Below are 26,788 nucleotides of genomic sequence, written 5' to 3'. Positions count from 1 at the left end.
TCAGGAGTTATGTCGAACAGTTCCAGAACGGCAGGAACTTCAAGACACGCAGCGAAGACGGCCGTCACCGCGGCTGAAACTGAGGTTGTCAGGCATAGTGTAGATATCAGAATTCTGTGTCTACAATCATTCTCGTAAGCTGCGATTTTGTTGAGGTACTGTCCGGCACCAAGACAGGAAAAGATCGCAGCGCCCAAAGCTATTACTTGCAAAGTTGCGACTGTACCTATTAGCGCAACGCCTCCGAACCGCCCCGCCGTAAACAACAGTGCTACGGCACCCAAAGCCCCCAACGAGCGGACTAGAAAAACTGATACCAGTTTGATCAAAAATCACACCGGGAGATATCGTAGCTCTTCAATTAGCAAGCCTCCATCGATCCGCCTTTCGACCACGCCGCGCGACACACCGAACCAAGATTTCAAGAGTTATTTTTTCTGGCAACCACAAGGGTTGAACAATAGGACAATCCAAGGAATTTCATCAGCGCATCTGACGCCGCTTGGCCATACGAGTACAACAAGCTGGCAACGCCACCCCTGATTTCCGGCGCACTGAATTTCACATCACCATAGAACTCCTTTTTCCAATACCCGTTGAGAATTCTACCCAATAAATTCCGGAGAAATAGCATCCCGTCGCGTTCAACAACAACCTTCTCGACAGTGAATCCATTGTTTTCAAGCATAGTCTTCATTCCGTCGCGCGAGAATCGCCAGATATGGTGAGGAGGAAAATCAGACTTATCGAAAAAGCGCCGCTCTACAGTCGGGCCCGAGATCACTATTTGCCCGCCACTCTCGATCAACCTGGTACTCTCCCTCAAGAACATGACCGGATCGTCCATATGCTCCAGGACGTCGACCAGCACAACCGCGTCATAGGGGGCATTGTCGTGGATTTCTGCCTGTCTTATGGAGAGCCTTTCGTTCAATCCAAACTTCTTGCGCCCAAAGTCCACAGCCTTGAGGTTCTTGTCGAACCCATATGCATCCGCACCCATCTCAACCAGGCGTTTTACAAAGAATCCGGTAAAGCACCCGATCTCCAAAACTCTCTTGAACTTCCAGCTCATTTCACCTATCCGGTGATGAGCCCATCTTAGCTCGTCTCCATCTAAATACCGCTCATCTCCATACTTATCATTTTCGGCTTCGTAGGCGAACTCGACCTTACTCGCCATCGAAACTGGTTCAAAATGCTCCGTTCCACACTTCGCACACTTGAGAACCAAAAAGTTCTGTGAGAACGGCTTTGCATCGCAATTATTGCCACAAATGCACTCTGACGACCTTGTAGGCTGAAGCATTTATTGCTCCTCGGAGTGGCGGTCTGCACCGAAATAAGCTTTTTCCGTTAGCTCTATCAAATGGTCAACGTCATATTTCTTCTCACAGAGAGTCCTCGAAATAGTTTTCGACCTATCAATCATCGTGTCATCAACGCGCAGTAGCGCGTCTACAAGACCGGACACATCTCGTGGAGAACACCAGTACCCATTCTCTCCAGGAATAACTGTTTCCCTACAACCTGGCGCGTCTGTAGTCACGATCACCTTGCCGAGAGCGAGCGCCTCTATAAGGGATCTGGGAGTGCCTTCTCTATAGGACGGTAGACACACAATATCTGAGGCCGCGACAATGTTCATTATATCTCGCCTGAATCCCAGGTAGGTCACCCCACAATCCAAAGCATGAACACCGAGGTCGCGACCGCTTATTGAATTGGACAGCGAGCTGTCTATGAGCCCGACATGTAAGAATACATACGATGATGGATACCGTTGGTGTATCCTCTTAGCGGCCTGGTAGTATTCGAAAAAGCCCTTCTCTTTCACTCCTCTCGCGGGAAAGATTACAATTCTTTTGTCCTCCAGCGGAGTACCCAGTTCCGCCGACAACTCCTCTCTGGCTCTTTCCAAACAAGCGCCTGTCGGGAGTATAGTCTCCGTCAAGTCAATCCCTGACCCATTGGTCAACACAGACTTGTTCGGCGGTGTCACTCCGGCGCTTTCAAAGAGGCGTTGATCATCCGGGTTCTGAAAGAAGGTGGTAATGGCAAGTCTCGTGACAACCGCATAGTGCAATAAAAGAATGGCCCTCACAAATTTGTTCTTTGCACCATCATTTACAAATACTGTTCCGAGCCCCGTAACGGTAATGACTATAGTTTTCACACCAGCCAACTTCGCAGCCAGCGTCCCAAAAATCGCTGGCTTATGTGTGAAGTTATGGACGATATCCGGTGCCAGCCCCTTGACACATTTGTATAAACCGATGAATAACTTGAGATTTGAGAACAGACCCACACCGTGCCTGTCCATTGGGAGCTCGATAGGGTGTGCCCCCAGCTTTCTAAGCTCGTCGAAATAATCAGACCGGGCGCTAATCGTATAGACTTCATGCCCTGCCTTGCTGAGTGCCTTGATAAGCGGCCCTCTGAACACGGAAAGTGCTCCGTCGGTGTTGCAAACATGCACTATTCTCATCAACAAGCCGCCTTGACTCTTCCGAATGTTGTCGCAAACCAGCCAGCGCCGCCAGGTTCAGCAAGTGGGGGTGTGATTTCGCCAAAACCCCGCATTTTCCTTTATCGATGAGTGAGTTACAAACATTCTGCGCTAGTCTTTTCAGGACAGCAACGGTATCTTTCCAAGTCCAGTTACACGGCGTCAGCTATGTCTCCAGCGCTGCTCCAAGCCACACTCGCCTTCTGCCTGACGCTGTTCTGCATCTGGGCCTTGACCCCTGTGGCCATGTGGTGCGGCCTGGTGGATGCTCCAAACCACCGCAAGCAACACGCAGGCTCCATTCCCCTCATAGGTGGTATTGCAATCTATGTGGCGCTGCTAGTGGCTGCTCTGGTCTGGGGGCAGACACAAGGAAAAGCGCAGGGCCTCGAAACCCATGTGATCAACACTTTTTTGGCCGCCGGTGGCATGCTGGTACTGCTGGGGGTGCTTGATGACCGCTTCCATCTGAGCGTATTCACCCGGGTTCTCGCTGAAGTAGCGGTGGCATTGTTTCTAATCGAAAGTCTGGACCTTCGCCTGGCCAGCCTTGGCGACCTCCTGGGAGTCGGCAAGGTCAGGCTCAGCGACTGGCTCAGCTACCCGTTCACCGTTCTGGTCATCTTCGTTGTCATCAACGCCTACAACATGCTGGACGGCATGGATGGCCTGCTGGGCATAATCGTCCTGATCACTATTTTTGCCTTCCACCTGCTCACCGGCCTGCCACCGGGCCTGATTACCATCGTTATCAGCGCTGCTCTCGTGGCCTTCCTTATTTCCAATCTGGGCTTGGCCCCGTCCATTCCCAAGACGTTCCTGGGCGATGCTGGCTCCAAGCTGCTGGGCTTCATTGTGGTCGCCCTGACCCTGTCCGTCACCTCCCAACAGGTGGGCCAGGTTCGCTACGTCCAGCCGATTACCGCGGTTTATCTGCTCGGTTTGCCGATGTTTGATATGGCTTTTACGACACTGCGCAGACTATTCAGCGGTAAGTCACCAGTTCGTGCTGACAACACCCACATTCACCATCTATTGCGGGAACTGGGGCTATCCGACAAGCGCGCCCTCCTCCTCATCGGCAGCGCGGGCGTATCCATTCCCTTTCTCGGCCTGATGCTCGCCCGGGCAAACACGCCAGAGTCCTATCAGTTCAGCATACTGATCGGCGCCTTTCTCATGTACTGTATCCTCATGAGTCAGGCTTGGCACATTGCCCGCAAGCGGACAGCGCCAGCGGAGACCAATCGGGCCACCATTGAAGACAGCTCCGTGGACAAAACATGAATCGACCACCCAACTTCCCACAATCACCAGCGTCACTGGCCGCGAGGTCGGATGACGAAATAGATCTGTTCGAGCTTGGCGCCGGCATCTGGCGTCGCAAGTGGACTGTGCTTGGCAGCACCGCGGTGTTCGTGGCGTTCGCCGCCGCTTACCTTGTCCTGACCACCCCGATATACGAGTCGGCCACCCGGCTGCGCCCGCCGCTGGCATCCCAGCTGGTCGCCGTCAATGAAACCGGGCAACTGGAGCTGTTACCTGGTGACGCGTTCGGCAGAGTGGTGTTCGAGGCGCGTTCCCTGGACACGCAGCGCCAGGTATTCCTGGCCTACAGCCAACACCTGCTCAAGGAGAAAATCGCCGATCGCGAGCAGGTTGATCAACTGTTCCTGCGCGACTTCGCCCCGGCGCTGTCCATCAGCATTGATGGCCTGGGTAAGAAAGATGTACTGGCCGAAACCACCATGTCCATTCGCTTCCAGCACACTGATGCCCAGCTAGCGGCAGAAATTGCCAATGCCCTGGCGACGACGGCGCAAAGCCGCGCCCTGGGTGGGGTGATGGACGAGTTGCATACCTTGCTGGCAACCCGTATCCGCATGCTGGAGTCCAGGATCATCCGGAACGCCGAGATTCTGCAGCGCAGGGATGAAGATACGATAGTAAAGCTGCAGGAAGAGGACGAGCTGAAGCGGCGCCAGCTGAAGGACCGGATAGCCGCCCTGACGACCAAGGCAGGTCAGCTGCGGACCGACAAGATAGCCGAGCTGGAGGAGGCTCTGGCGATAGCCCGCAGCCTGAACGTCACGGAACCGGCCACCATCCAGATGCTGTCCCGGCGCGAGAATGATGGCACCGAGTCTGTGTCCGTCAGCGCGGATCTCTCCACGGGCCCCGGGGACCCACTGTACCTGCGCGGCAGCCGCATGCTGGAAGCGGAGCTGTCAATGCTGAAGCAGCGCAGCTCGGACGACCACATGGTACCGGAGCTGCGCGACCTGCAGGAGCAACTGCAACTGCTGGAGCACAATCGCAGGATAGAGATTCTGCAGGCACGGGAGAACTATGCTGCGCTGGTGGACAATGCGGATGCATTGCGGACGGAAATCAGCCAGCTACAGGAGCTACTGGCGGCAAGCTACGAGGATGTGCGCCTGGCAAGAGTGGACCAACCGGCCATCGCCCGCAGCAAGCCGGCCCACCCGAAGACAGCGCTGGTCCTGGCCATTGCCGCCGTGGCAGGCGTCGTCTTCGGGACCCTGGCGGCTCTGATCACGGGCGCGGTGGAGAACCGCCGCCGGGGGCTGGCGCCGGCGGCGGCGGCCGATACTGGCGCAGCACCTGCTCAGGATCACCCTCGGCCCTGACGAGACCCTCTTCTATCCAGACCACCCGGCTGCACAGGGTCTTGACCTGCGCTTCGGCGTGGGAAACAAACACTGCGGTCCGGCCGCGGGCAATGCGGTTGCGCATCGCCAGCTCGGCCTTCTGGCGGAATTCGGCGTCGCCCACGCTCAAAACCTCGTCAATCAACAGGATATCGACCTTGGTCAGCAGCGCTGTGGTAAATCCCAGCCGCGCATTCATGCCTGCGGAATAGGTTTTTACCGGCTCATCAAAGGACTGGCCCAGTTCGGAGAACTCCCTGATTTCCTCGAGGCGAGCCTCGGCCTCACGCTTGCTGTAACCCTGCAACATGGAAGAGAGAAGAGCATTGTCTCTGCCCGAGAGCTGCGGCTGGAAACCAAGGCCCAGACTGAGGAGGGAACAACTGGAGCCTGGCTGGCGCAGGATCTTGCCCGAGGTGGGGGCAAAAATGCCTGCCATGAGGCGGAGCATGGTTGTCTTGCCCGCTCCATTGCGACCGATAATTCCGAGGGTCTCGCCCTCCATGAGCTTGAGGGAGACCCCATCCAGCACCTTGTGCACGCCGTGTTCAAAACTTTCCTTGCGCGCGTGGAAGCTGTGGCTCACGTTGCGCAGCTCCAGCATTACCCGCCGGCCCTCCTCCGACGCTGGCGTGGCGGGGGTGTTGTCAGCAGTCATGAGGTCAACACCTTGAGAGCGATAAACTGGCTGGTGCGGCGAAGGAGGAGCACCATACCCAGGGTCAGCAAGCCGAAACCGATACCGATACCGAGTAAATGCCAGGCATCGGGCGCCACCCCGGCCATGAAAATCTGCCGGTAGGCGTCAATGACGAAGGCCAGGGGGTTCAACAGGAGAACCAGATCCGTGGCCGCCGGATCGGGGAGATCGCGCGGGTCCCAGAATATCCCGGACACGAACAGCAGGAAGATAGTGCCCAGGGACACCATGACGATAAAGTCGAACACCAGGCACACCAGAAAGGCGCAAACAAGGCAGGACGCCACGATTACAATGTAGTTGACCAGGATCAGGGGAGGCAGCCACAACCAGGCCGGGGTAATGGAGTAGCCATTGAGCATGAGCACCACAAACAGCAGCACGAACACGCTCAGCTGTTTGTAAAGTCCCTCCTGGACCGTGGCGATGGGGAACAGGCTCTTGTTGATATCGGCCTTGCTGATCAGGCCACCGCTGTTGATGATACTGCGGGCAGCCTGGTTGACCGACTTGGAAAACCAGATAAAAGTCAGTTTGCCGACCATCAGGAAGACCAGAAAGTCCTCTTTCTCTCTTCCCAGAATCAGTTCAAACACCAGGTAAAACACGATGACGTACAGCAACGGCTCCAGCAGCCACCAGATATAACCAAAAAAGTAGCGCGAGGCGTCCGCCTTCAGCGACATGCGCGCCATGGTGTCGACCAGGGAGAAATATTGAGTAAGATTCATAAACTCGCGCAGGCCTGATGCCCTCGAAAACCAGCGAGCGAGTTTAGCAGCGCGGGGATTTTTCAGCCACAACAGCTGCGCACGGGCGCGCGGGCAAGTACACTGCCGCGCATGACACCCAGAACCCATACTCCCCGCAAGCGCTTTGGCCAGAATTTCCTCCAGGATGCGGGGGTCATCGCCAACATCGCCAACGCCATCCACCCCCGGCCGGGTGAACACCTGGTGGAAATCGGGCCGGGCCAGGGGGCGCTGACCGCGGCACTTATCAGCCGGGAGATCCGCCTCGACGTGGTGGAGCTGGACCGGGACCTCGTCACGGGCCTGTTGGCCGCCTTCAGCATCTATCCGGGCTTCAAACTGCATGGCGCGGACGCGCTGACCTTCGATTTCGCGGGCCTGGCCCGGGACGGGGTGCCCCTGCGGGTGGTGGGTAACCTGCCCTACAACATTTCCACGCCTCTGCTGTTCCGGTTGCTGGAGTTCTCGCCCCTGGTGGAGGACATGCATTTCATGCTCCAGCTCGAGGTCGTCAACCGGCTCGCCGCCAGCCCGGGCAGCAAGCACTGGGGTCGCCTGGGGATCATGGCCCAGTATCACTGCGCGGTGGAACACCTGTTTGACGTGCCCCCGGAAGCCTTTTTCCCGCCACCCAAGGTGCAGTCCGCCATCGTCCGCCTCACACCCTACCAGCAGTCTCCCTGGCCCGACTGCGATGTCCATGGCCTGCGCGCCATCGTCCAGGCCGCCTTCGCCCAACGCCGCAAGACACTGCGGAACAATTTGAAGGGTATACTCGACGACACCACACTCGCGGGTCTGGGAATCGATCCCGGCTGCCGGGCGGAAACCCTGCAACTCGAGGACTTTATTCGCCTGGCCAATTATCTGGGCAACAACTGACACGCATGGATACCCAAGCAGTGAACTCTTTTGATCCCGACCTGGTGAGCGTAGACGTACTCACCGCCTGGCTCGCCCGCCACTCGCGCCCGGAGGAAAACCAGTACGCGTTTGCCTACACCATCACGATCAGCAACCAGGCCGAAGTGCCGGTGCAGCTGCTTTCCCGCCACTGGGTCATAACCGATGCCGAGGGCGAGGTGCAGGAGGTCCGCGGCGAAGGCGTGGTCGGCGAACAGCCGGTCATCGAGCCCGGCAGCTTCTTCCGCTACACCAGCGGCGCGACCCTGCCCACCCCGGTGGGCTTTATGGAGGGCAGCTATACGATGATCGTACTGAATGGCGAGGATACCGACCCGGGGGCGCTGCCCGCCTTCGAGGTGCCTATCCGCGCCTTCACCCTGCACACTCCAACGGCGCTGAACTGAGGCCGGGCGTATGGCGACCTATGCCGTGGGCGACATCCAGGGCTGCCTGCAGCCCCTGAAATGCCTGCTCAAGCAGGTCGGCTTCAGCCCCGACCGGGACGTCCTCTGGTCTGTCGGCGACATCGTCAATCGCGGACCCAAGTGCCTGAAAACCCTGCGCTTTTTATACGAAATGCGGGACAACCTGGTGATGGTGCTGGGCAATCACGACCTGCACCTGCTGGCTGTCGCCGCGGGGGTCAGGACGCCATCACCGTCGGATACCCTGGGCAAGATCCTGGCCGCACCGGACCGGGACAAGTTGCTCAACTGGCTGACCCACCGTCCGCTACTGCACTACGAGCACGGCTACACCATGGTTCACGCGGGCATCCCGCCCCAGTGGAGTGTCGAGGACGCCATGCGCTATGCCTGGGAAGTGGAGGCGGTCCTGCAGAGCCCGGACTGTGTCGAATTCCTGCGCACCATGTACGGCAACGAACCCGCGGTCTGGTCGGACGACCTCAGCGGCATGATCCGGCTGCGGGTGATCACCAATTACCTGACGCGGATGCGCTACTGCACCAAGAAGGGAGTCCTGGATCTGGTCAGCAAGGGCCCTAGCCCCAACCCCAGGCCGGAAGGCGACAGCAAGAAGGTGTCGCCCTGGTTCAGCCACAAAAAGCGCAAGACCGCGAACGACAAAATCATCTTCGGCCACTGGGCCTCCATAGAAGGCCACACCGATAGCCCCAATACCATCGGCCTGGACACCGGCTGTGTCTGGGGCGGAGCCATGACCCTCTACAACCTGGATACCGGCGAGTTGACCGCCTGTCGCTGCAAGAACGGGCGCACGAGGGAATGAAGACCTACCTGGTTGGCGGCGCGGTGCGGGATGCGCTGCTGGGATACCCGGTGTCCGAGCGCGACTGGGTCGTGGTGGGCGCCACCCCGGAGGCACTGCTCGAGCAGGGCTACCAGCAGGTAGGGAAGGACTTTCCGGTATTCCTGCACCCACAGAGCAAAGAGGAATACGCCCTGGCCCGCACCGAGCGCAAGCAGGGCCACGGCTACACAGGTTTCACGGTCCATTGCGATCCGGCTGTCACCCTGGAGGAAGACCTGCTGCGGCGGGACCTGACGGTCAACGCCATGGCACAGGACGCCGACGGCAGCATCATCGACCCCTATGGCGGTCAGGGGGATCTCGCCCGGCGGGTACTGCGCCATGTCTCGGCGGCCTTTGTGGAGGACCCGCTGCGGGTGCTGCGCACCGCCCGCTTCGCCGCGCGCTACGCCCACCTGGGCTTCACCGTGGCGGCGGAGACCATCGCCCTGATGGCGGAGATCGTGGCCCAGGGCGAACTGGCCCATCTGCCCCCGGAAAGGGTCTGGACCGAACTGCAGCGCGCGCTGGGCGAGCGCGATCCGGATGTTTTCATTGCGGTGCTCCGCGCCTGCGGCGCCCTGCGGGCACTGCTGCCGGAGGTGGAGTGCCTGTTCGGGGTACCGCAGAGCCCGGAGCACCACCCGGAGATCGACACCGGCCTGCACACCCTGCTGGCGCTGCAGCAGGCAGCTCGCCTCAGCCCGGCAACGGACGTGCGTTTTGCGGCACTGCTGCACGACCTCGGCAAGGGCCTGACCCCGGAGGGCGAATGGCCGCGGCATATCGCCCACGAACGTCGCGGCCTGGCCCTGGTGCGCCGGGTCTGTGACCGTCTGCGGGCGCCGAACCAGCATCGGGACCTGGCCCTGCATGTTTGCGAATTTCACCTGCTGGTGCATCGCGCCCGGGAGTTGCGTGGCAAGACACTGCTGAAACTGCTCCGCGCCACCGGCGCCCTGCGCCAGCCGGAGCGGTTCCAGGCCTTCCTGCTGGCCTGCGAGGCCGACGCCCGTGGCCGCACAGGGATGGAGGACAGGCCCTATCCACAGGTGGCGTACCTGCAACGGGCGCTGGCACTGGCGCAAGCAGTCACCGCGGCACCCTTCGTGGCCCAGGGAGTCAATGGCAAGGCTCTGGGTGAGGCGATTGCGGCGGAGCAGATCCGACTGCTGGAGGCGCTGCGGAACGAACCCGGCGACTGAGCACCGGGCCTCTACCCCTGTACCCTATCCCGCCCGGGAGATGAACCGTCCGCGCCAGCTGAAGTCCACCCGCGTCAACGTCTGGCTGTCTTGGTCAAAGGCCGCCCAGAGTTCTGCGTAGCTGCGCCCGTCCACCGGGTGGCGCGCCCCGGGCGCCAGTTCCGCCAGTGGCCGCAGCACGAAGGCGTTCTCCAGGATTTCCCCCCGCGGCAGGGTCACCCCGGCAAATTGGCCTGCCAGGTCGCCAAAGGTCAGGATATCGATGTCCAGCTGGCGCGCCGAAAAGCGGGTAGCCCTGGCCGGGCGTCCGTGTTCGGTTTCGATGTGTCGCAGTCTCGCGGCCATCTCAGCCAGAGGCATGTCGGTGCTGGTACCGACCACCATGTTAAGGAACGGCTGGCCGTCAAAGCCGATTGCGGGACTGTCGTAAACCGGCGACAGCGCCAACTCACCGAGCAGCATCTGCAAGGCATCCAGCCCGGCGGCCAGATACCGCTCGCGTTCAATATTGCTGCCCAGGCCCAGGTAAACTGTGTTCACGCCGGCCGCACTCCGCGCTCTATCAGGACACCCACGTCCCGCGCCTGTTGCACCGCACCGGGCTTGCACAGACGCAGCCGCAGCCAGGGCACTCCAAACTCCGCGAGCACCAGGGCGGCCAGCTCCTCGGCAAGGGTTTCCAGCAACTGGCGGCTGCTGTTTTCTATGTGCTCGGTAACGCGGCTGGAGACCGTTGCGTAGTCCAGCGCCGCGTCGATAGCGTCACCTGCCGCAGCGGGGCGGTTGTCCCAGGCCATCTCCAGGTCCAGCACCAGAGTCTGCCGAACACTGCGCTCCCAGTCATACACTCCGATGATCGCGTCGGCGCGCAGCTCCCGAATAAAGACGATATCCACGCTCAGGCCGCGTTTACAGTCTGCAGCGGCGGCAGTTCGGTCATGGGCCAGCGCGGGCGCACGGTCGTTTCCGGGCCATCATGTTGCCCCGCCAACAGGCGCTGGGCTCCCGCATAGGCGATCATGGCGCCGTTGTCGGTACAAAATTCAGGCGCCGGGTAGAATACCCTGGCACCCACCCTGGCCAGGTCTTGCTGCAGCCGGGCCCGCAGGTTGCGGTTGGCGCTGACCCCCCCCGCCATCACCAGCGTGTGCAGACCCTCCTGCTCCAGGGCCCGGCGACACTTGATCACCAGGGTAGCCACCACCGCCTCCTCGAAGGCACGGGCAATGTCACATTTGTCCTGCTCAGTGAGCCCGCTGGCCTCGCGGCAGGCGTTGACCGTATTCAAGGTAAAGGTCTTCAGGCCGCTGAAGCTGAAATCCAGCCCGGGACGGTTGATCATGGGCCGCGGGAAATCAAAGCGCCCCGGGTCACCGGATTCCGCCAACCGGGCGATGTGGGGGCCGCCGGGATAGGGCAGCCCGAGCATCTTGGCTGCCTTGTCGAAGGCCTCGCCGGCGGCGTCGTCCAGGGATTCGCCCAACAACTGGTACTGCCCGATACCGTCCACCCGGACCAGCTGGGTGTGCCCCCCCGACACCAGCAGGGCTACAAAGGGAAACTCCGGGTGCTCGGTCTCCAGCATGGGCGCCAGCAGATGACCCTCCATATGGTGAACGCCCAGGGCCGGAATGCCCCATGCCCAGGCCAGGGACCGGGCAAGGGTGGCCCCGACCATCAGGGCGCCGATCAACCCGGGGCCCGCGGTATAGGCTACCCCGTCGAGCGCCGCGGCGGCGACGCCGGCCTCTTCCAGCACCTGCTGCAGCAGCGGCAGGGCCTTGCGGATGTGGTCCCGGGAGGCGAGTTCAGGTACCACGCCCCCATATTCAACATGGATATCGACCTGGCTGAACAGGGCGTGCGCCAGCAGGCCGCGGCCGGTGTCATAGAGCGCCACGCCGGTCTCGTCGCAGGATGTTTCCAGGCCCAGAATCAACATAATCATCAATGCTAATGAAAAGCACCGCATGATACCGGCTTCAGGCGGTCGCGGCGAGAACTGGAGGGTCGACAGGGCTTTGCAAATACCGCCAACTGGGTATAGAATGCGCGACCTTTTAAAGCTCTGGTCGCCGCAGAGGGTGGCTGGTGCGTTACTTACTGGAACGGGTAAAGAATTAATGCCGCATATCAAGGTTAAAGAAAACGAGCCCTTTGACGTCGCTCTGCGCCGCTTCAAGCGCTCCTGTGAAAAAGCCGGCGTACTGGCTGAAGTGCGCAAGCGCGAGCACTACGAGAAGCCCACCACCACACGCAAGCGCGCCGCCGCTGCCGCAGTCAAGCGCCACCTGAAGAAGCTGTCCCGGGAAAACCGCAAGCGCGTCCGCCTGTACTAGGCATTCCCCATCAGGCGTTCCCGACCAGGCGTCCCCACCATGAGCGATTTGCCGCTGACCGAAACCATCAGGGCTGCCATGAAGGCGGCCATGAAAGCGCGCGACAAAGAACGCCTGGGCACCATCCGGCTGATCCAGTCGGAGTTCAAACGGATCGAAGTAGACGAGCGCATCGAACTCGATGATGCGCGGGTCCTTGTCGTGCTCGACAAGATGATCAAACAGCGCCGGGACTCTGCCCAGCAGTACCATGCCGCCGGTCGCGAAGAACTCGCCGCCCGCGAAGAGCAGGAAATCGCTGTTATCCAGGAATTCCTCCCGGCCCAGCTCAGCGACGCTGAACTCGAGGCCATGATCGATGCCGCTGTGGCAGCATCCGGCGGTACCGGCATGCAGGCAATGGGCGCCGTCATGGCCGAGCTCAAACCCAAACTGCAGGGCCGGGCCGACATTGGCGCCGTCAGCAAGCTGGTCAAGGCCCGCCTCACCGCCTGACCTCCGGCAGCTCCGCCCGCCCCCTGACAACACCCCTGCGCCGTGCTTCAATAAGCGGTTCCTCACAGAGCGCTGCCGACACCCCCGATGGCCGGACGAATCCCTCAAAAGTTCCTCGATGACCTGCTCGACCGGGTCGACATCGTGGAAGTCATTGACCGGCGGGTAAAACTCAAGAAAACCGGCAAAAACTACAGCGCCCGCTGTCCGTTCCACGAAGAGAAGACCCCCTCCTTCAGCGTCAACCCGGACAAGCAGTTCTACTACTGTTTTGGCTGCGGCGCCGGTGGCAATGCCCTCGGCTTTGTCATGGACTACGAGAACGTGGATTTCCCCCAGGCGGTGGCGACGCTCGCCGGCAGCCTGGGGCTGGAAGTCCCGCGGGAGCAGACCCCGGGCGGCCCCGCTCAGCCGCAACGGGAAGACAGCAACAAGGCGCTCTATGCCCTGCTGGAGCAGGCAGCCCGTTACTACCAACAACAGCTGCGCTCGCACCCGGAGGCCCAGCGCGCCGTCAGCTATCTCAAGCAGCGGGGCCTGACCGGACAGATCGCAAAGGATTTCGACCTCGGCTTCGCCCCCCCGGGCTGGGACAACCTGCTGCAGGCGCTGGGCCAGGATGAGAACCAGCGCAAGCTGCTGCTGGCGTCCGGCATGCTGGTGCAAAACGACGCTGGCCGCAGCTACGACCGGTTCCGGGACCGGGTGGTATTCCCGATCCGCGACCAGCGCGGGCGTATCATAGCCTTCGGCGGCCGGGTGCTGGGGGACGACAAGCCAAAGTACCTCAATTCGCCGGAAACCCCCGTGTTCTCCAAGGGGCGCGAACTCTATGGCCTGTACCAGGCACGCCAGGCCAACCGCAAGCTGGAGCGGGCGCTGGTGGTGGAAGGCTACATGGACGTCATCGCCCTGGCACAGCACGGGATCACCAACGCCACCGCCACCCTGGGCACCGCCACCAGCCAGACCCACCTGGAGCGCCTGTACCGGCTGACCCCGGAGGTGGTGTTCTGTTTCGATGGCGACGCCGCGGGACGCAAGGCCGCGGTCCGCGCCCTGGAGGCCGCCCTGGCCTGCATGGAGGACGGGCGCCAGGCCCGCTTCCTGTTCCTCGCCGAGGGCGAAGACCCGGACACCCTGGTGCGCAAGCTGGGGGCGGAGCGCTTCCGCGAGCTGGTCACCAGCGCCACACCGCTGGAAACTTTCCTTTTCGAGGTGGCCGGCGAAGGCCTGGACACCAGCACCCTGGAGGGCCGCGCCCGCCTCAGCAAGCTGGCCCTGCCCTATATCCGCCAGCTGCCGGAGGGGGTCTTCCGCCAACTCATGTTCCGCGCCCTGGCCGAGCGCACAGGGCTCACCGTGGCCGAGCTGATGCACCTCGAAGCGCCGCCGCTGCCCCCGCCTACGCCAGAGCCGGCGCCCAACCGGGAAAATGCCCCCCCATCCGACCAGCCCTCCCCGAGGCAGCGGGCAGCCAGTGATCGGGCGCAGGCCGGGTATTCAAACCTGGCGCAGGCCGCCATTGCGCTGCTCCTGCACAAGCCGGAGATGTCTACCCGGGTGGACCCGGAGCCGCTTGCCGCGCTGGAAGGCGACGACGTCGCCCTGCTGCGGGATCTGCTGGCCCTGTTGCAACGGCGCCCGGACTCCAACACCGCAATGCTGCTGGGCCACTGGTACGGGACACCGGAGGGAGAACTGCTGGGACGGCTGGCGGGCCAGGAGCGGTTGATTCCGCGGTCGGGAATCGAGCAACAGTTCACCGACACCCTGTCCACGCTGGCCCAGCTGCCCCAGCGCAGCCAATTGTCTGCGCAAGTCGACAAACTGAAAGTCACGAACTACGCTGACATGAGCGAAGCGGAGAAGCAGAGGCTCAGAGACTTACTACAGCAAAAACAGCGCATGGACGAAGCCCGCAGCAAGCGCAAACCCTGAGCGACCCCCACAACACCCGACAGGCGGCACCCGATCACGACACTCAGCTTGCAATGGGCGCCCACGGCCCCATGTAGGTAGAGAAGGAACCGATCGAAACCGGGCTTCAACAGGGCCAGGAGTTGTTAATTGCCAAGGTTTTTGCTGGTTAAGTCACTGATTTTCCGGTTATAATCTCCGGCTAATTTTTTTTTGCATTGAATTTGAAGGTGTCTGCTGAATGACCAACGTCGCCCAACAACAGTCCCGGCTCAAGGATCTGATCGCCCGCGGCAAGGACCAGGGTTACCTGACCTATTCCGAGGTCAACGATCACCTGCCTGAAGACATCTCCGATCCGGATCAGGTCGAAGACATCATCCAGATGATCAACGACATGGGCATCCAGGTGTTCGAGGTTGCCCCCGACGCCGATGAGCTGCTGATGACCGAGGGCGACAGCGCCGCCGACGATATCGCCGCCGCCGAAGCCGCCGCAGCTCTCGCCGCGGTGGAGACCGAAGCCGGGCGCACCACCGACCCGGTGCGCATGTACATGCGGGAAATGGGCACCGTTGAATTGTTGACCCGCGAAGGCGAGATCGTTATCGCCAAGCGCATCGAGGAAGGTATCCGCGAGCTGATGGCCGCCCTCGCCCACTACCCCGGCGCAGTCAAGCAGGTGCTGGACGAATACGAGCAGGTGGTGAAGGAAGAGCGCCGCCTGGGCGATGTGATGATCGGCTACCTGGACCCCGCCGAACATGTGCCCTCCGCCGCCGAAGTCGCCGAAGCCGCCGATCCCGACAATTCCGACGAGGAAACCGAGTCCGGCCCCGATCCGGTTGAGGCCAAGAAGCGCTTCACCGCACTCAAGCGCCAGTTCAGCAAGACCGAGAAGGCCCTTGCCGCCAAAGGCCGCAACGACAAGACCGCGATCAAGGAAATGGAGAAGCTGGGAGAACTGTTCAAGTTCTTCAAGTTGACCCCGCGCGTGTTCGATCCGCTGATGGAGAAACCCCGCCAGGTCCTCTCCGCCGTAAGGGACCAGGAACGCCAGATCATGACCATCGCGATTCGCGACTGCGGCATGCCGCGCAAGGATTTCGTGACCTCGTTCCAGGGCTCGGAGTCCGACGTCAAGTGGATCCTGCGCCAGACCAAAGGCAAGAAGGACTACGTTGCCAAACTGACCGCGCAGAAAGACACCATCACCCGCCTCCAGCGCCGCATCATCGCGGTGGAAGAGCAGTGCGGCCTGACGGTGAACGAGATCAAGGAAATCAACCGTCGCATGTCCATGGGCGAGGCCCGTGCCCGTCGCGCGAAGAAGGAAATGGTCGAGGCCAACCTGCGCCTGGTGATCTCCATTGCCAAGAAATACACCAACCGCGTCCTGCAGTTCCTGGATCTGATCCAGGAGGGCAACATCGGCCTGATGAAGGCCGTAGACAAGTTCGAATACCGCCGCGGCTACAAATTCTCCACCTACGCCACCTGGTGGATTCGCCAGGCGATCACCCGCTCCATCGCCGACCAGGCGCGCACCATCCGCATCCCGGTGCACATGATCGAGACCATCAACAAGCTCAATCGCATCTCGCGCCAGATGCTGCAGGAAATGGGCCGGGAGCCCACCCCGGAAGAGCTGGGCGAACGCATGGACATGCCGGAAGACAAGGTCCGCAAGGTGCTGAAGATCGCCAAGGAGCCGATCTCCATGGAGACGCCCATCGGCGACGACGAAGATTCGCATCTCGGCGACTTCATTGAGGACGGCACTATCAGCTCCCCGATAGAAGCCGCCACTGGCCAGGGCCTGCAGGAAGCCACCAAGGAAGTGCTGGCCGGCCTCACTGCCCGCGAGGCCAAAGTGCTGCGCATGCGCTTCGGCATCGACATGAACACCGACCACACCCTCGAGGAAGTGGGCAAGCAGTTCGACGTCACCCGCGAGCGTATCCGCCAGATAGAAGCCAAGGCCCTGCGCAAGCTGCGCCACCCGACCCGCTCGGATTACCTGCGCAGCTTCCTGGACGAATAGCAGGGCCTCGTCCTCGCGCCCGTATTGCAGATTCCTGCCTGTGGTCTAGGCTGAAGAGACGCCGACTGCGGTTCCGCCGGCTCTCTTCTAACCCATAACAGGAATCACTGTCATGAAAAATACCTTTCGCATGACGATGGGGGCAGTGCTATTTGCCACCCTCACCACGGCACCCGCCTACGCCGATAATCACATGACCGCCCAACCGGTCGAGCTCTATGCCTGCACGTTTCGCGACGGCAAGGGCATGAAAGACCTGGAAAAAGCCAACGCCAACTTCAAAAAATGGGCCGCCACGAATACAAGTGGCCACTCAGCCTGGATGATCACCCCACAATTTCGCTCCATGGAGACCGAATTCCATGTGGGCTGGATCGGCGCCTACCAGTCTGCCGCTGACTTCGGGGCCAGTATCGACAAATGGGTCAATGCTTCGGGGACTGTGTCCCAGGCCTATGCCGATACTGTGGAATGCAGCCACGCCATGATGTCAGCCTATGCCACGGGTGGACAGGAAGCAGAGCCGGGCGACGGCGTGGTCTGGTTCTCCCGTTGCTCGCTTGAAGATGATGCCAGCTTTGCCGATGCGGCAGCCAGCCATGCCCAAGTCACGTCCATGATGCAGGAGATGGGGGCAGATGGATCCAGCTGGATGTTCGTGCCCGGACTCGGCTCCGGCGAGGCAGACTTCGATTACTACTACGTTGCCGCCTGGCCCTCCTACCCGGCGTTTGCCAATGCCTGGGAAGCCTACGTCAATGGCGGCGGCATGGCGAAAGCGGCGCAGATCTACGAGGGCGTGTCCACCTGCAAGAGCCCCAATATGTACGACGCCCAGCAGATTCTAGCGGCGCCAGCGGCTGAATAAGGTAGCACAACTGACAGGCTCAGCCTCGACTGCCAGCAGTTGACCCGATAGTGGGGAGCGGGTTGCCTGGGGCTGTGCCTGCGGTGTCTTCTTCTCTATAATCCCCCTCTCCCGCTGCGGGCCCATAGCTCAGTTGGTTAGAGCATCCGACTCATAATCGGCAGGTCGAAGGTTCAAGTCCTTCTGGGCCCACCATTTCGCTCCCATGATATCCTGTGCGAAATTTTCACATACAGGAGTATCAAATCTTGCTCAATTGTGAAGTACTGGAGCCCGGCCGTCCGGCAGATGCTGCGGTGATTTGGCTGCATGGCCTGGGAGCCAGCGGTCACGATTTCGTCCCGGTGGTGCCCCATCTGGGCTTGCCGGCAGATCACGGTGTGCGTTTCGTCTTTCCCCATGCCCCGCAGATACCCGTGACAATTAACGGCGGCATGGTGATGCCAGCGTGGTACGACATATTCGCGATGTCGTTGGAGCGCGAGATTGACCTGGAGCAGATACAATCTTCATCTGCCGCCATCAGGGAATTGATCCAGCGTGAATTGGACGCAGGCATACCGAGTGAGCGGATTGTGCTCGCCGGGTTCAGTCAGGGAGGCGCTGTTGCCTACCATACGGCACTATCCTACCCAAAGGCCCTGGCCGGATTGATGGCGCTGTCGACCTACTTCGCGACGGCCAGGGAAGTCAGTCTCTCGGAGGCAAATAAAGGGCTGCCAATTCATATTTTCCACGGCACTCGAGATCCCATGGTTCCTGAGACAATGGGCCATACGGCGAACCAGATATTGCAGGGCATGGGCTTTGCACCGGTGTACCGCAGCTACCCGATGCAACACGAGGTGTGCATGGAGGAGATCCAGGATATCGGGCGTAGCCTCAAGGACTGGTTAGAGCTGGTTTAAGGGTATTCCGATCAGCACCCAAACCATCACTTCAGACGGCAATCAACCGATTGATACATATGTAGCGCAGCATGGGCAATCCGACAGCGAACACTGGATAACCGCTTTTCCTCCAATCCAGACAGACGCTGTGTTGTTGGCCCTCTAACATCGACGCAGAAAAGAAACTGGGTATCTGGGAGCAGACCCGTCCCCCGGATTGAACACAGCATCGCGCAAGTGCCTGCTTTACCGGAGGGGCCATTCAACGGCCTCCCCGGAGTCCCCTTCAATGGCTGTGAGGAGACCCGAACCGAGATAAAACAGCGACCGGTGATACGGATCGACCGCTTCCAGCCCGGCTGACAGCTCTGCTTTCCACACAGGCCGTTGTGCCACTGCCAATGGTGAATCCCTCCACTGGGAACCCGGTCAGCACCGGTACACGCTTGGGGAATGCCTCGCGCTCTACAGGCTCGGCCCGGGCTGCAAGAGTGCCGGTCAGGGCGATCAATGATGGCGGGGACGGCTTCTGCTAACCAAAGCACAGAAGCGGCCAGGCCGGGTACCACCTGCCAACCTGGTCTATGCTGTTAGCACTATTCGACCGATTCGAGGAGTGCGCCGTGGCCATGACAATAACCATCAACGACCGGGCTATCGAGACCGAGGTCCCGGAGGATACAGCTCTGCTGTGGGTGATTCGTGATGAAACAGGCCTCAAGGGGACCAAATTCGGCTGCGGTATCGGCCTGTGTGGCGCCTGCACCGTGCACATCGACGGCGTTGCCGTACGCTCCTGCGTGACTCCGGCGTCCGAAGCAGCTGGCAAGTCAATCACCACCATTGAGGGGCTGGACCACCCTCTGCAACAGGCCTGGATAGACGCCCAGGCGCCGCAGTGCGGCTACTGCCAGTCGGGGCAGATCATGCAGGCCGCGAGCCTGCTGGCGCGCAACCCGAATCCCGACGACGAGCAGATCCGGCAGGCCATGAATGGCAACCTCTGCCGCTGCATGGCGTACCTGCGCATCCACAAGGCCATCAGGCAGACCGCAGACAAGCTGGCGTACAAGGCCACGGAGGAGCGCCAGCATGGGTAAGTTACAGCACCTGATGGAGAAAGCTGGCCGCGGGCAGAGAAAGGGTATTACGCGCCGCGGCTTTATGATCGGCGCCAGCGCTGCGGGCTTTACCCTGGCTTTCGTGCCCGCCGGTTTAATGTACAGCTCAGCCGCTGTCGCGGTCAGCGAAGGCCGGTTTGAACCCAGTGTCTGGTACAGCATCGACCGCGACGGTATTGTCACCGTCAACGTGGCTGAAGCGGAGATGGGCCAGCATGTCGGCACGGCACTGGCGCGTATCGTCGCGGACGAACTGGAAGCCGACTGGAGCGATGTTCGCCTCCACCATGTCGACAGCGAGGACACCTGGGGCTATCGGATTACTGGTGCCAGCTGGTCGGTGTTCCAGAATTTTGACCTGCTGTCCCGCGCCGGTGCCGCCGGGCGTACCGCGCTGCTGGAAGAGGGCGCGAAGTTGCTCGGCAAGCCCGCCACCGACTGCCGGGCTGAGTCCAGCCGGGTGCTCTGTGGCAATGCGGGGATAACCTACGCAGAAATCATCCAGCGCGGAGATATCTCCCGGCGCTACAGCGAGGACGAGCTCGCCGCCATGCCCATCAAGCCGGCGGACCAACGCCGCCTCATCGGCGGCCGGTTTGACGCCCTGGACATTCCGGAGAAGACCCGTGGCGAAGCAGTCTACGGGATTGATGCCGTTATTGAAGGAATGGTCTACGCGGCACCGATACTGCCGCCGACGCGCAACGGTGCCAGCGTCAGGAGCATAGATGACAGTAAGGCGCAAGGCATTGGCGGCTATCGCCAGAGCATAGCCCTGGATGACCCCTCCGGACACGCCAGCGGCTGGGTGGTGGTGGTCGCGGACTCTTTCCACGCGGCGCTGCGCGCGGCAAAGGTCGTGGACGTCGAATTCGAGGCCGGGGACACCGCAGGCGTCAGTGAATCCGATCTGCAGGACCGGGCGCGCCAGCTTATTGCAGGTGACTCGGGCTCCCTCGTGGTGGCCGACCCGGGGGTCGAGGAAGCCTACGCCAGCGCCGACCGGGTGGTGGAGCGGGAGTACACCACCAGCACCGTCCTGCACTTCCAGTTGGAGCCGGTGAACGCCCTGGCACTGCAGCGCGAGGACGGTATCTGGGAGCTACACACCGGCAACCAGTGGCAGTCCCTCGCCCTGCCCTGGTATGCCAGGGCACTCGATGTCCCGGAAGACCGTATCCTGATGAAGACCTACCTGCTCGGTGGGGGCTTCGGGCGCCGTCTCAACGGCGATTACGGAGTGCCGGCACTGCTCGCCGCCAAGGCCCTGGGACGGCCGGTAAAACTGGTACTGACCCGGGAAGACGATTCACGCTTTGATTCCGTGCGCTCGCCCTCAGTACAGCGCGTCAGTATGGCACTGGGCGCCGACAAGCGTATTCTCGGCATGCAGCATCACGCCGCCGCCGGCTGGCCAACGGAGGTCATGGCGCCTTTCTTTATGGGTCCCGGCGAGAATGGCGTGAAGTTCGACTCCTTTTCCATCAGCGGCGCCAACCACTGGTACGAGGTCGGCGCCCACCGGGTACGCGCCATCTCCAACGATCTCGCCAATCGCACCTTCCGCCCGGGCTGGCTGCGCTCCGTCGGGCCCGGCTGGACCAACTGGGCGCTGGAGTCCTTCATCGACGAAATGGCACGGGAGCTGGGAGTCGACCCGGTGAGATTCCGCCTGCAGCTTCTCACTGGCGAGGGGCGAAACGCAGGGGAATCACCGAACTCGGTCGGCGGCGCCAGGCGTCTCGCCGCCGTGCTGGAGCGCGTTGCCGCGAATGCCGACTGGGGCCGGAAACTGCCGAAGAACAGCGGCATGGGTGTCGCCGCGACCTTTGGCCAGGAGCGTGATATGCCCACCTGGACGGCCTGCGTGGCAACGGTCAGCGTGGCCCCTGACAGTGGCAAGGTGACCCTGGACAGGCTGGACCTGGTTCTCGACGCCGGTACCATCGTCCACCCCGATGGCGCGCTGGCGCAGACCGAGGGCGCAGCCCTGTGGGGCGCCAGCATGGCCCTGCACGAGGGCACGGAATTCGTCGACGGCCAGGTCAAGGACCGCAACCTGAACAGCTACACGCCGATGCGCATGGCGGACGTTCCGGAGATCTCCATCGAATTCATGGACAGCACCGAGCAGGCGGTGGGACTGGGCGAACCCGGCACGACCGTCGTGGCGCCCGCGATCGGCAATGCGATCTACGCCGCGGTCGGCGCCCGCTTGAGACACTTGCCGATCAGGGCAGAGGACGTGCTGAAGGCCATGCAAAACCGCGCCGCAGAGTCCACGGGATAAGTCGTTCCCCTGGCGACGCCGAAGTCAGAGCAGGCTCGCGCCGGACAGATGCTCCGGCAATGCCTCGCCGGCGAGGGCAAACACCGTTGGCACCAGGTCGAACGCGCTTCTCAACCCGCAGTCGCCGGGCTCGATGCCCGGCCCCACGATATAGGACATGCCGGTGCCACCGGAGTGCCCCCCCGGGCGGCGATAGGGCAGCGGACCGATCACCCCCAGCTGCGGGTGCGCCAGCGCCAGGGACGCCCCGTCCCAATCGACGATAATATCCGCATCCGAGGCCTCGAGAGACAGCGGATCTTTGGTCTCATTGATCTCGATACTGCGCACGGCGGGACGACCGGTGCGGGCATTGGTGGTCGCCATCAGCATGGCAGCGATCTCGTTGCAGACGGCCCGGTAGTCGGCTGGAGTGACCTTGCCGTAACGCTCGCGGCCCTGCAGGTTGATGCGAATTCGGCCATCGTAGAATGAGGGAAGCGCAAAGGCTGTCATCTGCCGCCAATAGGGCTGATAGTGCGCGGCGGGCATCCAGCTGAGGCGCGAACCTCGGGCCAGGTCAGGCAGCGGCAGTTGAAACCGGTGCAACAGCTGCCTGGCTATCGGCCTGACTGCATCCAGCAGCGCGCTGCGGGACCTGCGCCGGGGCCCCTGCGCGGACAGTGGTATCTGCCAGCGCGCCGATGCTTCGAGTCGCGGCACGCCATCTGCAGCAGCGAGCCACTCGGGTTTGGGTTCCAGCAGCTTGCGCCCCAGGTACTTGCGCAGCAGCAACTCGGGAAGCAGCGCCATGCTGCTGACATCGGACTCATTGGGCCCCATACCATGCATCGAGAAGAGCATGAGCGTAACGTCCGGGTGCGCACGCTGCACGCCGTCTACCAGGGCGTCGACCGCCTCGTACACAGCTCGCATACCGGCTTCGGCGGCCGCTGCAGAGCTGTCGCCGTGGAGCGGGTGGGCGGGGTCAACACCGTGCCACAGGCCCTCCGCGACAGAGTGGAGCTCACTGACCACTGCGATGCCGAGATCCCAATCCGGCAGACGCTGGCAGAACAGCCAGTCGAGTATCCCGGCGCGAGTGTTCACCGCCTGCGCCAGCTTTTCGCCCATGGCGCGGCACTTCTCCGCCGACGGCCAGGCGAAGCCGTAGATCCATTCCGGAGCCGGGTATGGACCAAAGCGCTCCAACATTTCCTGCAGCAGCGTCGACGGTTGTCCTGCCAGGGGCGTCCCCGGATCGTGAGCGCCCCAGGAGACCACCCCCTGCACCCGCGGGTCGGCATTGAGGTCAAAGTACGGTACATCGAACACCACCGTCCTCGCCTGCATATGCCGTGTAAACGGCGGCAGACGCACTCCTTCCTGCCAGATCTGGTAGCGGTCCTTGTCGAAATAAAGCGCCGACCAGCGCTTGGCGTCCCCGGGTGCCAGACCCGCGCTGAAGTGCTCAAAGGCGAGGCCGGTGCGTTTGGCGCTGCCATGGTCGAGCTGGAAGCGCGCGCTCCTCTCGTGCAGGCGCGCCAGCGCCGGCAAGCCCCCCTGCGCGATCAATTGCCCGGCATAGACCGGGTCATAGCCGTCGAGGCCAATGACAAACAGTTTGTTCATGGCAGTCACCCCCTGTTCACCCCTGCCCTCGCCTGACCTGAACCCCGACACCTCCACCTGCAAAAGCCCAGCAGATAAGCGGCATACAGGGGCAATGCCAACAGCGTCGCCCAGTGCACAGCTGACGGGTTGGCGGGGGCCGGCACCCCACCCTGCATGGCTCGCGACATGCCCGCGGCATAGATGCGTCGCAGCAGCCAACGATAGCGGGTCCGCTCCCTGGCGATGTGGTGCCAGACGATGGCCTGGCCGTCATACTGGATCTGCAGCCCCTGCTCCCGTGCCCGCCGGCAGAGCTCGGTCTCCTCGCCACCCATGAGATTCCCCGGCATACGACCATAGCCCTCATCGAAGCAGGCCAGTTCGCGCCCCAGGAGCGGCAGATTGATGCCAAAATTGCAGCCGATGACTTTGTCGGCGGCATGACGCCCGGGTCCAAGATCGAGCAGAGAGTAGAGATCCATGATCAGGCCGCTGCGGGCAACCAGCGGTGGCCGATCCTGCCAGTCGGGAAGAATACGACCGCCGGCAATGGCGGCGCCCGCAGCGAGCGTGTCCGCCAGTGTCCGTGCCCAGCCGACTTCGGGGCGGGCATCAGGTTCCGTGAACAGCAGCAGATCGGTCCTGCACAAGGCCAGCGCTCGATTGCGAGCGCGGGAAATTCCGCAACTCGGCTCCCGGTGATAGTGAAAACTGACGGCGCCGTCGGCGCGATCCCGGCAGAACTGCTCTATGGCTGCCGCGGGACGCTGATCCAGCACCAGCACAGTGGCTGTTATGTTGCGCTGGCCGGCCAGGCAAAGGAGGGCGCCCTCCAGCAACTGGTCATCCTCCGCGTGGCGCGTCAGGGCAATGGTGATGACCGGTGGCGGACTCGCGATTCGAGTCACGAACCGGCTGCGGAGTGCGCGCGGCGGCGGCGTTGTGGGGAAGTCCAAACAGTCATCTCACCACATCAGGTCATCGGGTACTTCGTAGTCCTTGTACCACTCCTGCTCTTCCGCCGTCAGGCCCGGGTCTCCCGCTTCACTGCAGACGATCACCCGGCTGCTGTCACGTTCGGCAATCTTGGCGGCAATGGGCCAGGGCAACAGTTCGTACTGGTCCCCCTGCTTGACGATGGCCAGGTTGCCGGCGGCAAGCTGTTTTTGCTCAACAGCCAGGACGTAGAGTTTCTTGACCTTCTTGCCATCGCTGAAATTGAATCCGACGTCACCGCGCCCCCGCGGCAGCTTGTGGTTGTCGATCAGCTGCTTGATCTGGGCGTTGATGGCCTTGCGCAGGGCCTCGGCATTGCGAGCCCCGTTCAGCTCGCGGTCGCGCCTGGCCTTTTCGGCCAGCGCCTCACGGGCCGCGGCCTTGGTCTCGGCCCCGAGTTCCTCGCCCGAGCGCCGGGCCACCTTGGCCTGCTTGCGCTTTTCCTTTTCCAGCTTCCTGGCCTTGTCGCTGTCAGCCAATCCGGCCTTGAGCAGTTGGTCCTGCAGTGAGCCTGCCATGACTGTTACTCCCCGAAATCGCTGGCTGAGTGCCGTTCCGGCAACTGTTCCTCTTCCGGCCCCCAAATCCGGTTTACCCGCCGCCCGCGCTGGACCGCGGGGCGGGCGTGGATTTCCCGCGCCCAGCGGTTGAGGTGCTGGTAGGACCCCACGTCGAGGAACTCCTGGGCGTCGTACAGCGTCTCCAGTACCAGGCCGCCATACCAGGGCCAGACCGCCATATCGGCAATGGTGTAGTCGTCGCCACACAGGAAGCGACGCTCCGCCAGGTTGCGATCGAGGACATCCAGCTGGCGCTTGACCTCCATGGTGAAGCGATTGATCGGGTATTCCCATTTTTCGGGCGCGTACGCGTAGAAGTGGCCAAAGCCACCACCCAGATAGGGCGCGCTGCCCATCTGCCAGAAGAGCCAGGACAGACACTCGGCGCGCGCAGACGGCTCGGCAGGCAGGAATGCGGCAAACTTTTCCGCCAGGTATACCAGGATGGCGCCGGACTCGAATAACCGGGTCGGGGGCGAGGTGCTGTGATCCAGCAAGGCGGGAATCTTGGAATTGGGATTGATGGCTACAAAGCCGGAGCCGAACTGCTCGCCTTCCAGGATATTGATCGGCCAGGCATCGTATTCAGCGTCGGTAATGCCCAGCGCGAGCAGCTCCTCCAGCAGTACCGTAACCTTGATACCATTTGGCGTCGCCAGCGAGTAAAGCTGCAGTGAGTGGTTGCCCACCGGCAGTGTCTTGTCATGCGTTGCACCGGCCACCGGGCGATTGATACTGGCGAAACGGCCGCCAGTCTCGGTGTCCGGGCTCCAGACCTGCGGTGGTGTGTAGTTGTTGCTGTGATCCATATACTGCAGTCCTCCGTGGCTGCCCATGCCCGGCTAAGGCATCGGACAGCTTCGTTGTCATGGGCCAGGGCCCGTCATCTGTTCTACCAGCACCGCCAGTTCGTGCACATGCGGATCGGGCGCATCGAGATTCCGCAAAGCCTGGGCCAGCCGTAACAGGTACTCGCGATTACTGCCACTGGGCCCTGAGGCAGCCGCAATATGGGCCGCGATCTCGGCCGCGGGAGCCGGTCCCAGGAATGCGTGGTTGTCTTCGTCGGCAACATATAGCACTCCGGCCACGCTGTCCCCACCCCCGGCAAGGGAAATTTCCACTTCGTGGCGCCGGTAACCGTTCTTTTCCCGGTGGTCCAGGTGCTCGAACACCGATTCGTCTATCAGGTAGGCCACACCCTTGCAGACCGTGCCGGGCGAAGGCACGAGGGTCACCACTCGTCCGGGCGCTTCCGCAGTACCCCGGTGATCATGGGAGCCCTGCCAGAAACGGCGCTCCCAGCCGGTTACCGCTGCAACCTCCCGCTGCAGGAACGGAAAGTCGACTTTGTAGATCAGCGAACCGTACCCGAAAACCCAGTGGGCGCCACCGATCACCGCCCATTCACCGGCCACCGGACTGCCTATTCAACGCGCAGCGAGCGCTCATAAACACCCGCATTGCCGGTGCTCAGCTGATACGCGTAGACCAGCATCTCGAAGTCGCCGGGGCCGGGCAGATCCAGTTTTCCGGCGAACTCGTTTTCCGTGCCGCTGAACTCCAGGGGCCCTTCGACAAGCAGCTCGCCGTCGCGGTACAACTGCACCGCCGCCCGGAAGTCAGCAGCTCGCCACAGACCGTCCTCGCTGATGG

Annotated in this window: 28 protein-coding genes and 1 tRNA gene; 15 read left to right on the top strand and 14 right to left on the bottom strand. The window is 61.9% G+C overall.

Annotation, left to right across the window (positions count from 1 at the left end):
* The 3 genes from RJQ10_RS02625 to RJQ10_RS02615 all read right to left on the bottom strand — a co-directional run.
* A partial coding sequence (locus tag RJQ10_RS02625; RefSeq protein WP_350143348.1) for a hypothetical protein occupies window positions 1-329 on the bottom strand: 329 nt, incomplete at its 3' end.
* A 92-nt stretch (window positions 330-421) separates the two neighbouring features.
* Window positions 422-1,309 (bottom strand): class I SAM-dependent methyltransferase, encoded by an 888-nt coding sequence (locus RJQ10_RS02620; protein WP_350143346.1) that lies wholly within the window; start codon window positions 1,307-1,309, stop codon window positions 422-424.
* Window positions 1,310-2,488, bottom strand: coding sequence for a glycosyltransferase family 4 protein (locus RJQ10_RS02615; RefSeq protein ID WP_350143344.1), 1,179 nt, complete (start codon window positions 2,486-2,488; stop codon window positions 1,310-1,312).
* Window positions 2,489-2,677: 189 nt separating this feature from the next.
* On the opposite strand from RJQ10_RS02615, the gene RJQ10_RS02610 reads away from it, so the two are divergent.
* Together RJQ10_RS02610 and RJQ10_RS02605 are read left to right on the top strand one after the other, a co-directional pair.
* A complete protein-coding gene (locus tag RJQ10_RS02610; protein ID WP_350143342.1) occupies window positions 2,678-3,796 on the top strand; it encodes an MraY family glycosyltransferase in 1,119 nt (372 codons plus the stop codon).
* Window positions 3,793-5,160 (top strand): Wzz/FepE/Etk N-terminal domain-containing protein, encoded by a 1,368-nt coding sequence (locus RJQ10_RS02605; protein ID WP_350143340.1) that lies wholly within the window; start codon window positions 3,793-3,795, stop codon window positions 5,158-5,160. Before RJQ10_RS02610 ends, RJQ10_RS02605 begins: the two co-directional genes overlap by 4 nt.
* Here RJQ10_RS02605 and RJQ10_RS02600 read toward each other — a convergent pair.
* Both RJQ10_RS02600 and RJQ10_RS02595 read right to left on the bottom strand, forming a co-directional pair.
* A complete protein-coding gene (locus RJQ10_RS02600) occupies window positions 5,066-5,839 on the bottom strand; it encodes an ABC transporter ATP-binding protein (protein WP_350143338.1) in 774 nt (257 codons plus the stop codon). The genes RJQ10_RS02605 and RJQ10_RS02600 overlap by 95 nt on opposite strands.
* Window positions 5,836-6,612 (bottom strand): ABC transporter permease, encoded by a 777-nt coding sequence (locus RJQ10_RS02595; protein ID WP_350143336.1) that lies wholly within the window; start codon window positions 6,610-6,612, stop codon window positions 5,836-5,838. Before RJQ10_RS02595 ends, RJQ10_RS02600 begins: the two co-directional genes overlap by 4 nt.
* A 111-nt stretch (window positions 6,613-6,723) precedes the next feature.
* Between RJQ10_RS02595 and rsmA the strand changes: the two genes are divergently transcribed.
* The 4 genes from rsmA to RJQ10_RS02575 are packed head-to-tail and all read left to right on the top strand — an operon-like array spanning window position 6,724 to window position 10,016.
* Window positions 6,724-7,515 (top strand): 16S rRNA (adenine(1518)-N(6)/adenine(1519)-N(6))-dimethyltransferase RsmA, encoded by a 792-nt coding sequence (gene rsmA, locus RJQ10_RS02590; protein WP_350143334.1) that lies wholly within the window; start codon window positions 6,724-6,726, stop codon window positions 7,513-7,515.
* A gap of 20 nt (window positions 7,516-7,535) precedes the next feature.
* Entirely contained in the window at window positions 7,536-7,943 is a 408-nt protein-coding gene (gene apaG, locus RJQ10_RS02585; protein WP_350143332.1) for a Co2+/Mg2+ efflux facilitator ApaG/CorD, read from the top strand.
* A gap of 10 nt (window positions 7,944-7,953) precedes the next feature.
* A complete protein-coding gene (locus RJQ10_RS02580) occupies window positions 7,954-8,790 on the top strand; it encodes a symmetrical bis(5'-nucleosyl)-tetraphosphatase (RefSeq protein WP_350143330.1) in 837 nt (278 codons plus the stop codon).
* Window positions 8,787-10,016: a multifunctional CCA addition/repair protein gene (locus RJQ10_RS02575; protein ID WP_350143328.1), complete on the top strand. Its 1,230-nt coding sequence runs from the start codon at window positions 8,787-8,789 to the stop codon at window positions 10,014-10,016. Before RJQ10_RS02580 ends, RJQ10_RS02575 begins: the two co-directional genes overlap by 4 nt.
* A gap of 24 nt (window positions 10,017-10,040) precedes the next feature.
* On the opposite strand, the gene folK is transcribed toward RJQ10_RS02575, so the two are convergent.
* Genes folK through tsaD form a run of 3 tightly spaced genes read right to left on the bottom strand, consistent with a single transcriptional unit; the run spans window position 10,041 to window position 11,958 of the window.
* The gene (folK, locus tag RJQ10_RS02570) at window positions 10,041-10,556 is read right to left on the bottom strand and encodes a 2-amino-4-hydroxy-6-hydroxymethyldihydropteridine diphosphokinase (RefSeq protein WP_350143326.1); all 516 of its coding nucleotides are present in this window, start codon (window positions 10,554-10,556) and stop codon (window positions 10,041-10,043) included.
* Window positions 10,553-10,912, bottom strand: coding sequence for a dihydroneopterin aldolase (folB, locus tag RJQ10_RS02565; RefSeq protein ID WP_350143324.1), 360 nt, complete (start codon window positions 10,910-10,912; stop codon window positions 10,553-10,555). The genes folK and folB overlap by 4 nt, the downstream gene beginning before the upstream one ends.
* A 2-nt stretch (window positions 10,913-10,914) precedes the next feature.
* On the bottom strand, window positions 10,915-11,958 hold the full coding sequence (gene tsaD, locus RJQ10_RS02560) for a tRNA (adenosine(37)-N6)-threonylcarbamoyltransferase complex transferase subunit TsaD (protein WP_350143352.1): 1,044 nt from the start codon (window positions 11,956-11,958) through the stop codon (window positions 10,915-10,917).
* A gap of 181 nt (window positions 11,959-12,139) precedes the next feature.
* Between tsaD and rpsU the strand changes: the two genes are divergently transcribed.
* The 9 genes from rpsU (at window position 12,140) to RJQ10_RS02515 (ending at window position 21,983) form a co-directional block, all read left to right on the top strand.
* Window positions 12,140-12,355, top strand: a complete 216-nt coding sequence (gene rpsU, locus RJQ10_RS02555; RefSeq protein ID WP_350143322.1) for a 30S ribosomal protein S21 — start codon at window positions 12,140-12,142, stop codon at window positions 12,353-12,355.
* 39 nt (window positions 12,356-12,394) lie between these two features.
* On the top strand, window positions 12,395-12,850 hold the full coding sequence (locus RJQ10_RS02550) for a GatB/YqeY domain-containing protein (RefSeq protein WP_350143320.1): 456 nt from the start codon (window positions 12,395-12,397) through the stop codon (window positions 12,848-12,850).
* An 87-nt stretch (window positions 12,851-12,937) separates the two neighbouring features.
* Window positions 12,938-14,791 (top strand): DNA primase, encoded by a 1,854-nt coding sequence (gene dnaG, locus RJQ10_RS02545; RefSeq protein WP_350143318.1) that lies wholly within the window; start codon window positions 12,938-12,940, stop codon window positions 14,789-14,791.
* 220 nt (window positions 14,792-15,011) lie between these two features.
* Window positions 15,012-16,814, top strand: coding sequence for an RNA polymerase sigma factor RpoD (gene rpoD, locus RJQ10_RS02540; protein WP_350143316.1), 1,803 nt, complete (start codon window positions 15,012-15,014; stop codon window positions 16,812-16,814).
* A 112-nt stretch (window positions 16,815-16,926) separates the two neighbouring features.
* The gene (locus RJQ10_RS02535) at window positions 16,927-17,682 is read left to right on the top strand and encodes a hypothetical protein (RefSeq protein WP_350143314.1); all 756 of its coding nucleotides are present in this window, start codon (window positions 16,927-16,929) and stop codon (window positions 17,680-17,682) included.
* A gap of 118 nt (window positions 17,683-17,800) precedes the next feature.
* Window positions 17,801-17,877: transfer RNA gene (locus tag RJQ10_RS02530), tRNA-Ile, on the top strand.
* Between the two features lie 53 nt (window positions 17,878-17,930).
* Window positions 17,931-18,590 carry an alpha/beta hydrolase gene (locus RJQ10_RS02525; protein ID WP_350143312.1) on the top strand — a complete coding sequence of 220 codons (660 nt, stop codon included), beginning with the start codon at window positions 17,931-17,933 and terminating at the stop codon, window positions 18,588-18,590.
* A 611-nt stretch (window positions 18,591-19,201) separates the two neighbouring features.
* Window positions 19,202-19,672 (top strand): (2Fe-2S)-binding protein, encoded by a 471-nt coding sequence (locus RJQ10_RS02520; RefSeq protein WP_350143350.1) that lies wholly within the window; start codon window positions 19,202-19,204, stop codon window positions 19,670-19,672.
* Window positions 19,665-21,983: a xanthine dehydrogenase family protein molybdopterin-binding subunit gene (locus RJQ10_RS02515; RefSeq protein WP_350143310.1), complete on the top strand. Its 2,319-nt coding sequence runs from the start codon at window positions 19,665-19,667 to the stop codon at window positions 21,981-21,983. Before RJQ10_RS02520 ends, RJQ10_RS02515 begins: the two co-directional genes overlap by 8 nt.
* Window positions 21,984-22,007: 24 nt before the next feature.
* On the opposite strand, the gene RJQ10_RS02510 is transcribed toward RJQ10_RS02515, so the two are convergent.
* The 6 genes from RJQ10_RS02510 to RJQ10_RS02485 all read right to left on the bottom strand — a co-directional run.
* Window positions 22,008-23,594: a hypothetical protein gene (locus RJQ10_RS02510; RefSeq protein WP_350143308.1), complete on the bottom strand. Its 1,587-nt coding sequence runs from the start codon at window positions 23,592-23,594 to the stop codon at window positions 22,008-22,010.
* Window positions 23,595-23,599: 5 nt separating this feature from the next.
* On the bottom strand, window positions 23,600-24,484 hold the full coding sequence (locus tag RJQ10_RS02505; protein ID WP_350143306.1) for a glycosyltransferase family 2 protein: 885 nt from the start codon (window positions 24,482-24,484) through the stop codon (window positions 23,600-23,602).
* Between the two features lie 57 nt (window positions 24,485-24,541).
* Window positions 24,542-25,090 (bottom strand): DUF2058 domain-containing protein, encoded by a 549-nt coding sequence (locus RJQ10_RS02500; RefSeq protein WP_350143304.1) that lies wholly within the window; start codon window positions 25,088-25,090, stop codon window positions 24,542-24,544.
* Between the two features lie 5 nt (window positions 25,091-25,095).
* The gene (yghU, locus tag RJQ10_RS02495; protein WP_350143302.1) at window positions 25,096-25,941 is read right to left on the bottom strand and encodes a glutathione-dependent disulfide-bond oxidoreductase; all 846 of its coding nucleotides are present in this window, start codon (window positions 25,939-25,941) and stop codon (window positions 25,096-25,098) included.
* 57 nt (window positions 25,942-25,998) lie between these two features.
* Window positions 25,999-26,550 (bottom strand): gamma-glutamylcyclotransferase, encoded by a 552-nt coding sequence (locus tag RJQ10_RS02490; protein ID WP_350143300.1) that lies wholly within the window; start codon window positions 26,548-26,550, stop codon window positions 25,999-26,001.
* An 8-nt stretch (window positions 26,551-26,558) separates the two neighbouring features.
* The coding region (locus tag RJQ10_RS02485; protein ID WP_350143298.1) for a hypothetical protein at window positions 26,559-26,788 on the bottom strand (230 nt) is incomplete at its 5' end.

This window comes from Haliea sp. (genome assembly GCF_040222615.1).
Lineage (GTDB): Bacteria > Pseudomonadota > Gammaproteobacteria > Pseudomonadales > Halieaceae > Haliea.
The sequence above is the reverse complement of the archived record's forward strand: the minus strand, read 5'-3'. Positions and strand labels throughout refer to the sequence as shown.